The organism is Streptomyces sp. R44, from assembly GCF_041053105.1.
GTDB lineage: Bacteria > Actinomycetota > Actinomycetes > Streptomycetales > Streptomycetaceae > Streptomyces.
Genome location: NZ_CP163444.1, coordinates 4947812 through 4961626 on the forward strand (window position 1 = coordinate 4947812; position 13815 = coordinate 4961626).

At 73.0% G+C, this 13815-nt stretch carries 13 protein-coding genes; 10 read left to right on the top strand and 3 right to left on the bottom strand.

Translation table 11 applies throughout. From position 1 onward, the window contains the following. Positions 1-6: 6 nt before the first annotated feature. The 4 genes from AB5J54_RS23105 to AB5J54_RS23120 all read left to right on the top strand — a co-directional run bounded on the left by AB5J54_RS23105 (position 7) and on the right by AB5J54_RS23120 (position 4033). Complete coding sequence (locus tag AB5J54_RS23105) at positions 7-1197, top strand: amidohydrolase family protein (RefSeq protein ID WP_369145814.1); 1191 nt, start codon at positions 7-9, stop codon at positions 1195-1197. Next, positions 1197-2330, top strand: a complete 1134-nt coding sequence (locus AB5J54_RS23110) for an acyl-CoA dehydrogenase (RefSeq protein WP_369145815.1) — start codon at positions 1197-1199, stop codon at positions 2328-2330. The genes AB5J54_RS23105 and AB5J54_RS23110 overlap by 1 nt, the downstream gene beginning before the upstream one ends. Before the next feature lie 7 nt (positions 2331-2337). Then, positions 2338-3237 (top strand): acyl-CoA dehydrogenase family protein, encoded by a 900-nt coding sequence (locus tag AB5J54_RS23115; protein WP_369145816.1) that lies wholly within the window; start codon positions 2338-2340, stop codon positions 3235-3237. Positions 3238-3589: 352 nt separating this feature from the next. After that, a complete protein-coding gene (locus tag AB5J54_RS23120) occupies positions 3590-4033 on the top strand; it encodes an ATP-binding protein (RefSeq protein ID WP_369145817.1) in 444 nt (147 codons plus the stop codon). A gap of 184 nt (positions 4034-4217) precedes the next feature. Here AB5J54_RS23120 and AB5J54_RS23125 read toward each other — a convergent pair whose 3' ends face one another. Then, a complete protein-coding gene (locus tag AB5J54_RS23125; RefSeq protein WP_369145818.1) occupies positions 4218-5144 on the bottom strand; it encodes a cyclase family protein in 927 nt (308 codons plus the stop codon). Positions 5145-5245: 101 nt separating this feature from the next. On the opposite strand from AB5J54_RS23125, the gene AB5J54_RS23130 reads away from it, so the two are divergent. The 3 genes from AB5J54_RS23130 (at position 5246) to AB5J54_RS23140 (ending at position 8744) form a co-directional block, all read left to right on the top strand. After that, a complete protein-coding gene (locus AB5J54_RS23130) occupies positions 5246-6178 on the top strand; it encodes an SDR family NAD(P)-dependent oxidoreductase (protein ID WP_369145819.1) in 933 nt (310 codons plus the stop codon). Further along, a complete protein-coding gene (locus AB5J54_RS23135) occupies positions 6175-7230 on the top strand; it encodes a Zn-dependent alcohol dehydrogenase (protein WP_369145821.1) in 1056 nt (351 codons plus the stop codon). Before AB5J54_RS23130 ends, AB5J54_RS23135 begins: the two co-directional genes overlap by 4 nt. A gap of 293 nt (positions 7231-7523) precedes the next feature. Beyond that, entirely contained in the window at positions 7524-8744 is a 1221-nt protein-coding gene (locus AB5J54_RS23140) for an MFS transporter (RefSeq protein WP_369145823.1), read from the top strand. Here AB5J54_RS23140 and AB5J54_RS23145 read toward each other — a convergent pair. Beyond that, the gene (locus AB5J54_RS23145) at positions 8696-9685 is read right to left on the bottom strand and encodes a GlxA family transcriptional regulator (protein ID WP_369145825.1); all 990 of its coding nucleotides are present in this window, start codon (positions 9683-9685) and stop codon (positions 8696-8698) included. The genes AB5J54_RS23140 and AB5J54_RS23145 overlap by 49 nt on opposite strands. A 57-nt stretch (positions 9686-9742) precedes the next feature. Here AB5J54_RS23145 and AB5J54_RS23150 point away from each other — a divergent pair, with 57 nt between their 5' ends. From AB5J54_RS23150 to AB5J54_RS23160, 3 genes are all read left to right on the top strand, one after another. After that, positions 9743-11014 (top strand): MFS transporter, encoded by a 1272-nt coding sequence (locus tag AB5J54_RS23150; RefSeq protein WP_369145826.1) that lies wholly within the window; start codon positions 9743-9745, stop codon positions 11012-11014. A gap of 104 nt (positions 11015-11118) precedes the next feature. Continuing rightward, positions 11119-12423: an MFS transporter gene (locus AB5J54_RS23155; RefSeq protein ID WP_369145827.1), complete on the top strand. Its 1305-nt coding sequence runs from the start codon at positions 11119-11121 to the stop codon at positions 12421-12423. 59 nt (positions 12424-12482) lie between these two features. Continuing rightward, positions 12483-12956, top strand: a complete 474-nt coding sequence (locus tag AB5J54_RS23160; RefSeq protein ID WP_369145829.1) for a hypothetical protein — start codon at positions 12483-12485, stop codon at positions 12954-12956. Positions 12957-13215: 259 nt separating this feature from the next. On the opposite strand, the gene AB5J54_RS23165 is transcribed toward AB5J54_RS23160, so the two are convergent. Next, positions 13216-13812 (bottom strand): flavin reductase family protein, encoded by a 597-nt coding sequence (locus AB5J54_RS23165; protein WP_369145830.1) that lies wholly within the window; start codon positions 13810-13812, stop codon positions 13216-13218. Positions 13813-13815 lie beyond the last annotated feature (3 nt).

Here is a 13815-nt window from a genome sequence, read left to right on the forward strand (position 1 = left end):
GGCTCCATGACGGAACTGCCCCGCATCATCAGCGTCGACGACCACGTGATCGAGCCCGCCCACCTCTTCGAGACCTGGCTCCCGAAGAAGTACCGCGACCGCGGGCCGCAGCCCCTCACGGCCGGCATCGGCGAGCTCGCCTACGTCGCCGGCAAGTACCAGATCACGATGGACCCCGAAGGCCCGCCCACGGACTGGTGGATCTACGAGGACCTCAAGTTCCCGTACAAGCGGAACATCGCCGCCGTCGGCTTCGACCGCGACGACATGACCCTGGAGGGGATCACACGGGAGGAGATGCGCCGCGGCTGCTGGGACCCGGCCGCCCGTCTCAAGGACATGGACCTCAACCACGTCGAGGCCTCCCTCTGCTTCCCCACCTTCCCCCGCTTCTGCGGGCAGACCTTCGCCGAGGCCCACGACAAGGAGGTCGCCCTCGCCTGCGTCCGCGCCTACAACGACTGGATGGTCGAGGAGTGGTGCGGGGACAGCGGGGGCCGGCTGATCCCGCTCTGCATCATCCCGCTCTGGGACATCGACCTGGCCGTCGCCGAGATCCGGCGCAACGCCGCGCGCGGGGTCAAGGCCGTCACCTTCTCCGAGATCCCGACGCACCTCGGGCTCCCGTCGATCCACTCCGGGTACTGGGATCCCTTCTTCGCCGTCTGCCAGGAGACCGGGACGGTGGTGAACATGCACATCGGCTCCAGCAGCCAGATGCCGGCCGCCTCCCCCGACGCCCCGCCCGCCGTCCAGGCCTCGCTGAGCTTCAACAACGCCATGGCCTCGATGATGGACTTCCTGTTCAGCGGGGTGCTCGTGAAGTTCCCGCGGCTCAAGCTCGCCTACAGCGAGGGCCAGATGGGCTGGATCCCCTACGCCCTCGAACGCGCCGACGACGTCTGGGAGGAGCACCGGGCCTGGGGCGGGGTCCGCGACCTCATCCCCGAGCCCCCGTCCACGTACTACTACCGGCAGATCTTCTGCTGCTTCTTCCGCGACAAGCACGGCATCGCCTCGCTCGACGTGGTGGGACGCGACAACGCCACCTTCGAGACCGACTACCCGCACGTCGACTCGACCTTCCCCCACACCAAGGAAGTCGCCCTCGACCACGTCCAGGGCCTCGACGACGAGACGATCTACAAACTCATGCGCGGCAACGCCATCCGCATGCTCGGTCTCGGGATCGTCTGATGGACCTCTCCTGCACGGACGAGGAGGAGGCCTACCGCGCCCGTCTGCGGGAATGGCTCGCCGCCACCCTGCCCGGCCTCCCCGAGCGGCCCGACCCGCTCGACTGGCCGGCCCGGCGGGCGTACGACTGCGGCTGGCAGCGACGCCTGTACGACGCCGGATACGCCGACACCCACTGGGACGCCTCCCCGACCCAGCGCCTCATCTTCCTGGAGGAGACCGAACGCGCCGGCGCGCCCTACGTCGGCGCCAACTTCGTCGGCCTGCTCCACGCCGGCCCCACCATCGCCGCCGAGGGCACGGAGGCGCAGCGCGCCCGGTGGCTGCCGCCGATCCTGCGCGGCGACGAGGTCTGGTGCCAGGGCTTCAGCGAGCCGGACGCCGGGTCGGACCTCGCCTCCCTGCGGACGAAGGCCGTACGGGACGGGGACGCGTACGTCGTCACCGGCCAGAAGATCTGGACCTCGCACGCCGAGGTCGCCGACTGGTGCGAGCTGCTCGTCCGCACGGACCCCGAGGCCCCCAAGCACCGGGGCATCACCTGGCTCGCCATGCCCATGGACGCCCCCGGCATCACCGTACGGCCGCTGCGGACCCTCGCCGGGTCCACCGAGTTCGCCGAGGTCTTCCTCGACGAGGTGCGGGTGCCGGTGTCCCACCGGGTCGGGGAGGAGAACGACGGCTGGCGGGTCACCATGGTGACCCTGTCCTTCGAGCGCGGCACCGCCTTCGTCGGCGAGGTCGTCGCCTGCCGCCGGCTCCTCGGCGAACTCGCCCGTACGGCCCGGAAGAACGGCACCTGGGACGACCCCGTCCTGCGCCGCCGGCTCGGCAGGCTCTCCGCCGAGTTCCAGGCGCTGTGGCGGCTCACGCAGGCCAACGTCAGCGAGGCCCAGGCGTCGGGCGGGGTGCCCGGGGCCGGCGGGTCGGTCTTCAAACTGCACTACTCGCACGCCCGCCAGGAGCTGTACGACGCGGCCGCCGCCGTCCTCGGACCCGACGCGCTCGACCTCGGCCGCGACTGGACCCTCGACCGGCTGTCCTCGCTCTCGTACACGATCGCGGCCGGCACCTCCCAGATCCAGCGCAACATCGTCGCCGAGCGCATCCTCGGCCTGCCGAAGGGGCGGTGACTCTGTCGTGGACTTCCGACTCACGGAGGACCAGCGGGCGCTGCGGACGGGGGTGCGGGAGCTGCTCGCGCGGCTCTTCGACCGGGAGGCGCTGCGGAGCGCCGTCTCCGCCGGGCGGCTCGACCGGGACCTCTGGCGGGAGCTCGGCGACGCCGGGTTCTTCGCGCTGCGGCTCCCGGAGGCGGAGGGGGGCGTCGGGCTCGGGCTGCCCGAGGCGGTCCTCGTCTTCGAGGAGGCGGGGAGGGTGCTGCTGCCGGGGCCGGTGGTGGCGACGCACCTTGCGGCGGGTTCCGTGCCGGGGGCGGCGGAGGGGGCTGTCGTGGTGACCTCTGTGGACGAGGGGCTGGTCCCTTGGCTGGACGAGGCCGATGTGGTGGTGGGTGATGTCACGGGTGCGGTGTCCGTGCGGTCGGTCGATCCGCTGACGCCGCTCCATCGGGTGCCCGGCACCGGGGGTTGTGCCCACCCGTTCCGCCCTGCGGAACGCCTGCCCACAACGGGGGCGGCGGAGGCCACTCTCCTCACCGCCGCCGAACAAGTGGGCAGTGCGCAGGCCACCACCGACGCGGCGGTGGCGTACGCGCGGACGCGGGCGCAGTTCGGGCAGGTCATCGGGGGGTTTCAGGCCGTGAAGCATCTCTGCGCCGGGATGCTCGTGCGGGTCGAGCTCGCGCGGGCCGCCGTGTGGGCCGCCGCCGTCACCGGTGATCCCGTCGAGATCGCCGGGGCCAAGCTGCTCGCCGACGGCGCGGCGGTCCGCAACGCGCGGGACTGTCTTCAGGTGCACGGGGGGATGGGGTTCACCTGGGAGGCCGACGTCCACCTGCATCTGAAGCGGGCCTGGGTGCGGGCCGAGCTGGGGATGACCGCCGCCCGGGCCGAGGAGACGGTGGCCGCGGGACTGTAGCGCTGCGCGTGCGACGCGTCACGGAATGTTGATATCGGGTTGTGTCCTTCGGTGGGGCCGTCACGGCCCGGAGTCGGCCTCCGCCTCCGGTACGCTCCGTGGGATGCGAGTGCTCGTTGGCCCGGATCGTCCCGGTGTCGCCCCTGTGGTGGCTCCGCGGCCGGGAATGCCCGCCGCTCGCGCCCGGCGTTCGACTACCCGCAGCGTGCGTCGCACAGTATGGACCATGCGTACTCCTTCGCGCTGGAATATGCCCGAAGCGCTTGTTGCGGTGACTGTACGTCAACCATGCTGTCCCACAAGGGAATCACGTTCCGTAAAGGTGTGTCCGCCGGTTCGGATGGTGTGAGCGGTGCAGGTGCTTCAGGTTCAGTTGGAGGTCGGGCCGGACCCGGCAGAGGTGGGACGAGCCCGGAGGTGGGCCCGGTCGCGGCTCGCCGGGTCGGGCATAGGGGACGACGAGCCGCTCGCCGAGACGCTGGTGCTGCTCATCTCCGAGCTCGTGACCAACGCCGTGGTGCACACGGGCTGCCCGGCCGTGCTGCGGATGCTGTTCGCCGCGGAGGGCAGCGGGGTGCGGGTCGAGGTCGCCGACGCGAGCGACCGGCCGCCGCGGCCCCGGCATGCGGAGGGCGACGACACCAACGGACGCGGCCTGGAGCTCGTGGACGGGCTCGCGGACCGGTGGGGCTGGCAGCCGGAGGGCGCCGGCAAGAGCATCTGGTGCGAGGTGGACCGGGTCGCGCCCGTGCCGACGACGGTGTCGACGCTGTCGCCCGGCCGGGTGCGCTGTTGACGATTCGTTCCGTTTTGCCCACTCTGTTGTGAGCGATTCGTGGCGAGGGGAGCCGAGGGCCGTGTCCCTCGGCGTGTGCGGGTCGCGGCCGGGTGGCGGCGGGCCGTGCCGTGCTCGGGGCGCGTGCGAGCGCGCCGCCGCCCGAGGGGGATCGCGTGCGAGCGCGCCGCCGCCCCGCGAGGTCCTACAGGATGGCCACCGGGGCCACCGGTGTGCCCGTGCCGCCGACGAAGGGCTCGGGCATCGCGGAGAGCAGGAAGGCGTAGCGCCCTTCTTGTGCACAGGCTGTGGACAGAGCCTCCAGATTCCAGTTCTGCCCCTGGAGCATCCCCATCTCGACCAGGTCGAGGGCGTGCACGGGCAGCCAGAGGTCCTCGATCTCGGGCGGGAAGATCTCGAACGTGAGCGTGTCGTTGGCGACAGCGGCGACGTCATGGGCGTGGAACCACTCCGGCGTACGGACCGAGAGCCCCGGTGACGGGAACGCGTAGCCGTGCTTGTCCCCGGCCAGGTAGCTCTGGATCTGCCCGGTCCGTACGAGGACGACGTCCCCGGACCGTACGGTCACCCCGCCGAACTCCGCCGCCTCGTCGAGGTCCTCCGGGGTGACGGCGTGGTCGCCCGGCAGCCGGTCCACGCCCTTCGCGGCGGCCACGTCCAGGAGCACCCCGCGGCTGACGAGGTGGCGGGCCGTGTGGATGCCGCTGAACTCGGAGCGGCCGTGCGGGGTGATGGTCGCGGCGGGGCGGCCGTTGTAGATGCGGCCCGAGTGGGAGACGTGCGTCAGGGCGTCCCAGTGGGTGCCGGCCTGGAGCCCGAGGGTCACGGCGTCGTCGCTGGTGGCGACCGTGCCGGGGCCGAAGAGCTCCTGGTTGACCTGGACCATGACGTGGAGCGGGTTGACCCTGCCCGGGATCATGCCGGTCTGCACGCCGTCCTGCTTGAGGTCGAGGGCGAGCGGGACGCGGTGGCCGGTGCGGACGGTGGCGACGGCCTCGCGCACGACCTCGTCGGTGACGAGGTTGAGGGTGCCGATCTCGTCGTCCTGGCCCCAGCGGCCCCAGTTGTTGATGCGCTTGGCGATCTCGTGGAAGGCGGCGGGAAGAGACATCGGGGCCTCCGGGGTCTTGTTTTCCGGTATCTGACGGACCGTAGAATCCTGACGACGAACGAATCTAACGGACCGTCAGAAAGTGCGGGAAGGGGCCGGGCGTGGGGAACTTCTTGGCTGGCAAGGTCGTCGCCGTGACGGGAGCGGGGCGCGGCATCGGCCGCGCCGTCGCCCTCGCCTGCGCGGCGGAGGGCGCGAAGGTCGTCGTCAACGACTACGGGGTGTCGATCGAGGGCGGCGAGCCGACCTCGGAGGTCGCGACCTCGGTCGTGAAGGAGATCGAGGCGGCGGGCGGATCGGCGGTGGCCGTCGCCGACGACATCTCCACCATGGCGGGCGGACAGCGGATCGTCGACGTCGCCCTCGCCGAGTACGGGCGGATCGACGGGGTCGTGTGCGTCGCCGGCATCCTGCGCGAGCGGATGCTCTTCAACATGTCCGAGGAGGAGTGGGACCCCGTCGTCGCCACCCACCTGAAGGGCACCTTCACCGTCTTCCGGGCCGCGTCCGCCGTCATGCGCAAGCAGGGCGGCGGGACGCTCATCGGCTTCACCAGCGGCAACCACCAGGGCTCCGTCGCCCAGGCCAACTACTCGGCCGCGAAGGGCGGGATCATCTCGCTCGTCCGCAGCGCGGCCCTCGGCCTCCACAAGTACGGCGTCACCGCGAACGCCGTCGCGCCCGTGGCCCGCACCCGGATGTCCGCGAACGTCCCCATGGAGCTCAAGGAGATCGGAGAGCCGGAGGACGTCGCCGCGCTCGTCGTCTACCTGCTGAGCGAGCGGGCCCGCGAGGAGAGGATCACCGGCCAGGTGTACACGATCGCCGGACCCAAGATCGCGGTCTGGGCCCAGCCGAGGGAGCTGCGCGCCGGGTACGCGGAGGGCGGCGGCTGGACCCCCGAACGCATCGCGGACTTCCTGCCCGGGACGGTCGGGACGGACCCCATGCCGATGCTGGCGCAGCTGGAGGAGATGGCGAGGGCGGCGGCCGCCGGCGAGCGCCCCAACACGGGCAGGGGGAACGGATCATGAGAGGCGTCGTCTTCGACGGGAAGCAGGTCCAGGTCGTCGACGACCTGGAGGTACGGGACCCGGGGCCGGGGGAGGTGCTCGTCGGCATAGCCGCTGCCGGGCTCTGCCACAGCGACCTGTCCGTCATCGACGGGACCATCCCCTTCCCCCCGCCCGTCGTCCTCGGCCACGAGGGCGCCGGGGTCGTCGAGGCCGTGGGCCCGGGGGTCACGCACGTCGCCCCCGGCGACCACGTCGCCCTGTCCACGCTCGCGAACTGCGGCGCCTGCGCCGACTGCGACCGGGGCCGGCCGACCATGTGCCGGAAGGCGATCGGGATGCCGGGGCAGCCGTTCTCACGAGCGTCGACCGGGCAGCCGCTGTTCCAGTTCGCGTCCAACTCGTCCTTCGCCGAACGGACCGTCGTCAAGGCCGTCCAGGCCGTGAAGATCCCGCAGGACATCCCGCTGACCTCCGCCGCCCTCATGGGCTGCGGCGTCCTCACCGGCGTCGGGGCCGTACTCAACCGGGCGAAGGTCGGCCGCGGCGAGACCGTCGTCGTCATCGGCACCGGCGGCATCGGCCTCAACGTCCTCCAGGGCGCCCGGATCGCGGGCGCGCTGACGATCGTCGCCGTCGACACCAACCCGGAGAAGGAGGCGGTGGCCCGGCAGTTCGGGGCGACGCACTTCCTCGCCTCCACCGACGGGGTACGGGACATCCTGCCCACGGGCGCCGACCACGTCTTCGAGTGCGTCGGTCACACGGGGCTCGTCCGGACCGCGATCGACCTCCTCGACCGGCACGGCCAGGCGATCCTGCTCGGCATGACCGCGCCGAAGGCGGAGGCGAGCTTCCTGCCGGCCGCGATGTTCCTGGACAAGTCGATCCTGGGCTGCCGGTACGGCTCCTCACGCCCGCAGAAGGACATCGCCCTGTACGCGGAGCTCTACCGCTCGGGAACCCTGCTCCTGGACGAACTGGTCACGGCGACGTACCCGGTGGAGGACTTCGCCCGAGCGACGGAGGACGCGGAGCGGGGGAGGGTGGCGCGGGGGGTCCTCACGTTCTGAGCCCACCCCCCCCGTGTGGGCAATCGTCCCGCAGGGCGGGACGGGTGGGCACACGGGACGGCGCCCTCTCGCGGCGCCTCCGCGTTCCGCGCCCTGACCCGCACCCCGTGCACCGAGCTGGTGGTGCGGGTCGGGGCGCGGAAGCCTCTGGCGCCGGCAAGGGCGCCGTCCGTGTGCCCACCCTCCCCCAAGCTCTCGGCTTCGCTCGAGCAGGGGGGACCCCCACGCCCCTTGCGGAACGCATGCCCACAACGGGGTGGGCCCAGGGCCCGCGCGGCCGTTAGCGTCCCCGCATGTCCTACCGCGAGCTCGCCACCCGCCCCGTCCTCGTCTGGTCCGCCGTCATGGTCACCGGTCGGCTGCCCGTCGCCATGGCGCCGCTCGCGCTCGTGTTCCTCGTGCGGGAGCGGCCCGGGGGCTACACGCTCGGGGCCGTCCTCGCCGCCGCGTACGTCCTCGGGGAGATCGTCGCCGCGCCCGTCCTCGGCATGCGGCTCGACCCCGAACGGGCCCGGCCGCAGCTCGTCGTCGGGCTCGCGGCCGGTGCCGTCGGGTTCGCCGGGCTCGGGCTCGCGCCCGGCGCCCACCCCGTCGTCCTCGCCGCCCTCGCGCTGCTCGCGGGCGCCGGACCCGCCGCCGTGCCCGGCGCGCTGCGGGCGCTGCTCACCAGCCTCGTCCCGGAACGGGCCGTCACCCAGGCGATGAGCATGGAGTCGATGCTGACCTTCGGGATCTGGGCGGCCGCGCCCGCGCTCACCACGGGTCTGGCGCTCGGCGTCGCCCCCGCCGTACCGCTCCTTCTCCAGGGCTCCCTGATGGGGCTTTCCGTGGCCGGGCTGTGGCTGCTGCCGGCCGGCTGGGCCGCCGCCGCGCGGGAGGAGGGTGCCTCGATGCGGCGGGCGCTGCTGCGGGCCTGGCCGGTGTACGTCCTGGGTGCCGCCGGTCTCACCCTGCTCGCACTCGCCGAGCTGATCCTGCCCGCGCTCCTCGAACAGCGCGGGATCGACATCCGCTGGGCGGGTCCGCTGCTCGCCGGGTTCTCGATCGGCTCGGCGGTCGGCGCGTTCGTGTACGGCCTCCGGGGGAGCTGGCCCGGCCCCCTGGCCGTGCAGTCCCTGGTCCTGGTCCTCGCGGTGGCCGCGGGCGTCGCCCTGGTCGCCGTACTGCCCTGGACGACGGCCATCGCGGTCGCGCTCGTGGCCGCCGGGCTGCTCCAGGCGCCCGCGAGCCTCACCCGGAACCTGGCGCTGCGGCAGGTGCTCCCGCCGGGCGCGCTGGCCGCCGGGTACTCGCTCATGTACGCGGCGGTGGGCGCGGGTTACGCGGCCAGCGGCACCCTCGCGGGCGGGCTCCTGAAGGTGGTGGCGCCGTCGACGGCGATCCTCTGGGGGGTGGGCCTGACGGTGCTGCTCACGGCGGTCGGCGCGGCGGGGGAGTGGCGGCTCGCCGGGCTCGCCCCGGCGTCTCAGACGGAAGAGTCCGCGCCCGTCGAGGCGCGGAAGGTCCGCCGGTAGGACGTCGGCGTCACCCCGATCGCCGTCATCAGGTGCACGCGCAGCGACTGGGCCGTGCCGAAGCCCGCGTCCTGGGCGACCCGGTCGACGGGCAGGGCGGTGGACTCCAGGAGGTGCCGGGCGCGTTCGACGCGCTGCTGGGTGAGCCACTGGCCGGGGCTGATGCCGACCTCGTCGCGGAAACGGCGCGTGAACGTCCGTACGCTCATCGACTCCTTCTCCGCCAGGTCCCGCAGCTGGATCGGCTCGTGGAGGTGGGCGAGCGCCCAGGCCCGCGCGGCGGTCGTGGTGTGCGTGCCGGCCTCCGGCAGGGGCCGCTCGATGTACTGGGCCTGGCCGCCGTCCCGGTGCGGCGGGACGACGGTCCTGCGGGCGACGTCGTTGGCGACGGCCGTGCCGTGGTCGCGGCGCACGATGTGCAGGCACAGGTCGATCCCGGCGGCCACGCCGGCCGAGGTGAGGACGTCGCCGTCGTCGATGAACAGCACGTCCGCGTCGACCCGCACGCTCGGGAAGAGCCGCTGGAAGTGCTCGGCGGACGACCAGTGGGTGGTGGCCGGGCGCCCGTCGAGGAAACCGGCGGCGGCCAGGACGTACCCGCCGGTGCAGATGGAGACGAGACGGGTGCCGGGCCGGATCCGCGCGAGCGCCGCCGCCAGCTCCTCGGGGAGCCTGCCCTCGTCGTAGACCGGCCCGAGCTCGTACGAGGCGGGGACGACGACCGTGTCGGCGGTGGTGAGCGCCTCCGGGCCGTGCTCGACGTGGATCGAGAAGTCGGCGTCCGTCCGCACGGGACCGGCGGCCGGGGCGCAGGTGACGATCTCGTACAGCGGTCGGCCCTCGGAGTCCTTCGCGCGGCCGAAGATGCGGTGCGGGATGCCCAGCTCGAAGGGGAGGATGCCGGGCAGGGCGAGAACGGCGACGCGGTGCGGCTGCTGCACGGGCGGTACTCCCTCCGTAAATCGCTGGTGGTCCAGACCACCTGCTGGTAGCTCTACTTGTCCGTGACGGACAACACGTACAAGTCTGAGGCCGCCGGGCGGATTCCCGCCCCGGTCGAGCCGAACGCCCCGGTCGCGCCGCCCGCGCTGTGGAACCGTAACTTCCGGCTCTTCTTCGTCGCCCGGGGCGTCGCCGTCTTCGGCGAGGGCATGGTCCCGGTCGCCTTCGCCGCCGGACTCCTCGGCGCCGGCCACCCCGGCTCCACCGTCGGCTACGCGCTCGGCGGCTGGACCGCCGCCTTCGCGCTCTTCGTGCTCTTCGGTGGCGTCCTCGCCGACCGGTTCACCGCCCGCCGCATGATGATCCTCGCCGACCTGCTCCGGCTGCCCGGCGCGGTCGTCCTCGCCGTCTCCTTCACGCTCGGCAGCCCGCCGCTCTGGGCCGTGTACGCCCTGTCCGTGCTCAGCGGGATCGGCGCCGCGCTCTTCCAGCCGGGCGTCGCCTCCACCATCCCGCGCATCGCTCCCGACGTGCAGCGCGCCAACGCCGTCCTGCGGGTCGTCGAGGCCCTCATGACCATGGCGGGACCGGCCGCGGCGGGCCTGCTGGTCGCCCTGTGGAGCGCGGGCGCGGCCTTCGCCGTGAACGGCGTCACCTTCGCCGTCAGCGCCGTCTGCTTCCTGCTGATACGCCTCACGCCGATCCCGTCCGACACCGCCCGGCGCGACTCCCTCGGCGCCGAACTCGTCGGCGGCTGGCGGGAGTTCCGCTCCCGGAACTGGCTGTGGGGCGTCATCTCCATCTGGACGGTGTACGGACTGACCGTCGCCGGACCGATGGTGCCGCTCACCGCGAGCCTGGTCACCGAGGACCACGGCTCCGCGGCGTACGGCGTGCTCATGGCCGTCAACGGCGCCGGCAGCGCGGTCGGCGGCCTCCTCGCGATCCGGCTGCGCCCGGGCCGCCCCCTCGCGTCGGGCGCGGTGGCGCTCCTGGGTCTGCCGGTGAACCTGGCCCTGCTCGGCCTGGGCGCCCCGGTGGTCCTGCTGGGGGCGGGCCAGTTCGTCGGCGGGGCGGCCTTCGCCTTCTGGCTGGTGATGTGGTCCACCTCGGTCCAGACGCACGTGCCGCAGGAGGCCCTGAACCGGATGCACGCGTACGACGTGGCCGGCTCGCTCCTGATGATGGGCGTCGGCCGCACCCTGTCGGGGCCGGTGGCGGCGGTGGTCGGTGCGGAGCGGGTGCTGCTGACGGGGGCGGGGATCGCGGTGCTCGTGGTGGCGGCGCTGCTGGTGGTGAGACCGATCAGAACGCTGCCGCGCGTGTAAGTCCCCTGTCCCGCCCCGTGTCCCGATCCGTTGTCCCGATCCGTTGGAAACTTGTCATTCGGGCCAATGGCAGGGGGAGGGAGCGGCCCGGAATGCTCAATGGCATGGCCCAGACAACCGAGACGGTTACTCGTACACCCGCGGGACAGCCCCGTACCCCCCGCATCCACCGCGCCTGGTTCGTCGCGGCGGTCACCTTCGTCACGATCATCGGCGCCGCGGCCTTCGCCTCCCTGCCGGGCCTGCTGATCGAGCCGCTGCACGAGGAGTTCCACTGGTCGCGGGGGACGATCGGCTTCGCCGTCTCGGTGAACCTCGCCCTGTACGGCCTGACGGCGCCGTTCGCCGCCGCCCTGATGGACCGCTTCGGCATCCGCAGGGTCGTGGCGGTCGCCCTGACGATCATCTCGGCGGGCTCGCTCCTCACCGTCTGGATGACGGCGGCCTGGCAGCTGGTCCTCTTCTGGGGCATCCTCGTCGGCCTCGGCAGCGGCTCCATGGCCCTCGCCTTCGCGGCGACGGTCACGAACCGCTGGTTCGTGGCGCGGCGGGGACTGGTCACGGGCATCCTCACGGCGGCCGGCGCCTCGGGCCAGCTGATCTTCCTCCCCCTGCTCTCCTGGCTGGTGGAACAGCACGGCTGGCGCCCGGCCGCCGTCACGGTGTCCCTCGCGGCCCTCGCGGTGGTGCCCTTCGTCTGGCTGCTGCTCCGGGACCACCCGGCGGACGTCCGGCTGGCCCCGTACGGCGGGGAGTACGTCGAGAAGCCGGCCCCGGTCACGGGCGCGGCGCGGCGCGCGGTCACGGTCCTCCTCAAGGCTGCCAGCACGGGCCCGTTCTGGCTCCTCGCCGGCTCGTTCGCGATCTGCGGGGCCTCCACGAACGGCCTGGTCAAGACGCACTTCGTCCCGGCAGCGCACGACCACGGCATGCCGGTCACGGCGGCGGCGGGCCTCCTTGCGGTGATCGGCGTCTTCGACGTCGTGGGCACGGTCGCCTCGGGCTGGTTCACGGACCGCTTCTCGCCGCGGCGCCTGCTGGCCGTCTACTACGCCCTGCGCGGCATCTCGCTGCTGTTCCTCCCCATGCTCCTGGCGCCCTCGGTGCACCCGCCGATGCTCTTCTTCATCGTCTTCTACGGCCTGGACTGGGTCGCCACCGTGCCGCCGACGATCGCCCTGTGCCGCGAGCACTACGGCGAGGACTCGGCGATCGTCTTCGGCTGGGTCCTCGCCTCCCACCAGGTCGGCGCGGCGGCCGTCGCCTTCGCGGGCGGCGTGGCACGTGACGTCTTCGGCACGTACGACGTCGTCTGGTACGCCTCCGGCGCCCTGTGCGCGGCGGCGGCCCTGATGGCCCTGGTCATCAGCCGACCCCGGACGGAGCCGGTGTCCCTGGCAGGAGCATGATGACCGTCAGGGGGTGATCGCCGATGAGCGGTCCTGACGGCGGGCGGAGCTTTGCCCGGATGCTGAGGGTCTCGACGCTGGCCCTGTGCCTGGAGGCCGGGGTGGCCCTGGCGGCGCTGATGACGGTCGGCCTGAGCATGGAGCCGGATCCGGGGGAGGACACCGGCGGCGGCGGGATGCTCCTGATGGCGCTGCCGTTGCTGGCGGTGGCCGGAGTGCTCGCAGCCTTCGCGGTCTCCGCCGTCCTCGTCCTGCCCGTGGTGCTGCTCGGCGAGGACCTGGGGGGCAGGTTCGGAGGCCGCCCCGTTTGGTGGCAGCTGTCCCTGGCGGCCCTCGCCGGGACCCTCCTCGCGCCGGTCGGCGGCGTGTGGGGGTGGGTGGCGGGCGGTGCGGTGCTGGCCGTGGCGGCGCTCCTCACCCGCGCGGCGCGGCGGGGTTACTTCGTGGGGCTGCTTCTCTGGGGCACGTTGGCCGTCCTGACGGCCTTCCTGACGGGCGGTCTGATCGTGGACCTGAACCTCATCGACGCCTGACCCGCACGCCCCGTGTGGGCAATCGTCCCGCAGGGCGGGACGGGTGGGCACACGGGACGGCGCCCTTTCGCGGCGCCTCCGCGTTCCGCGCCCTGGCCCGCACCACCTTGCGCGGCGCACGACGTGGTGCGGGTTCAGGCGCGGGAGCCTAGGCCCGGCAAGGGGCGCCGTCCGTTGTGCCCACCCGTTCCGCCCCTGCGGAACGATTGCCCACAACGGGGTGGGCGCCGCCCCTTGCGGAACGCCTGCCCACAACGGGCTACGCGCTGAAGCGGCCGAAGCGGCCCCGGTGGAACAGCAGCGGCTCGGACTCCTCCTCCGCGCCCAGGCTCTCCACCCGCCCCACCACGATCAGGTGGTCGCCCCCCGTGTGCACCGCCGTGATCGTGCAGTCGATCCAGGCGGGCGCGCCCGCGAGCCGCGGGGAGCCCGTCGACGGGGCCGGCCCCCACTCCACGCCCGCGAACTTGTCGGCGCCGCTCACCGCGAAGGACCGGCACAGTTCGACCTGCCCCGCGCCGAGGACGTTGACGCAGAAGGAGCCCGCCGCCGCGATCCGGGGCCAGGTGGTCGACGTCCGGGCGACCATGAAGGCGACCAGGGGCGGGTCGAGGGAGAGGGAGGCGAAGGACTGGCAGGCGAAGCCCGCAGGACCGTCCGCGTCGAGGGCCGTCACGATCGTGACGCCGCTGGCGAAGTGCCCGAGGACGCGGCGGAACTCGGCCGCGTCGACGGGTGGCCGCTCGTCCTCCCGTACGGCGCGCAGCACCGGCCGGGGCAGTGGTTCCACGGCCGTCGGCGAACCGGCCGCTCTCAGGTGTCGGACGACGGTGGCCGCCATCCCCGCGTGTCCCATCAC

Bases quoted from the DNA above. Each gene is read 5' to 3' on its own strand.
- AB5J54_RS23140 (WP_369145823.1), top strand. From the start codon at position 7,524: ATGTCCTACCGCGAGCTCGCCACCCGCCCCGTCCTCGTCTGGTCCGCC.
- AB5J54_RS23125 (WP_369145818.1), bottom strand. From the start codon at position 5,144: ATGTCTCTTCCCGCCGCCTTCCACGAGATCGCCAAGCGCATCAACAAC.
- AB5J54_RS23155 (WP_369145827.1), top strand. From the start codon at position 11,119: ATGGCCCAGACAACCGAGACGGTTACTCGTACACCCGCGGGACAGCCC.
- AB5J54_RS23165 (WP_369145830.1), bottom strand. From the start codon at position 13,812: ATGGGACACGCGGGGATGGCGGCCACCGTCGTCCGACACCTGAGAGCG.
- AB5J54_RS23105 (WP_369145814.1), top strand. From the start codon at position 7: ATGACGGAACTGCCCCGCATCATCAGCGTCGACGACCACGTGATCGAG.
- AB5J54_RS23135 (WP_369145821.1), top strand. From the start codon at position 6,175: ATGAGAGGCGTCGTCTTCGACGGGAAGCAGGTCCAGGTCGTCGACGAC.
- AB5J54_RS23160 (WP_369145829.1), top strand. From the start codon at position 12,483: ATGCTGAGGGTCTCGACGCTGGCCCTGTGCCTGGAGGCCGGGGTGGCC.
- AB5J54_RS23110 (WP_369145815.1), top strand. From the start codon at position 1,197: ATGGACCTCTCCTGCACGGACGAGGAGGAGGCCTACCGCGCCCGTCTG.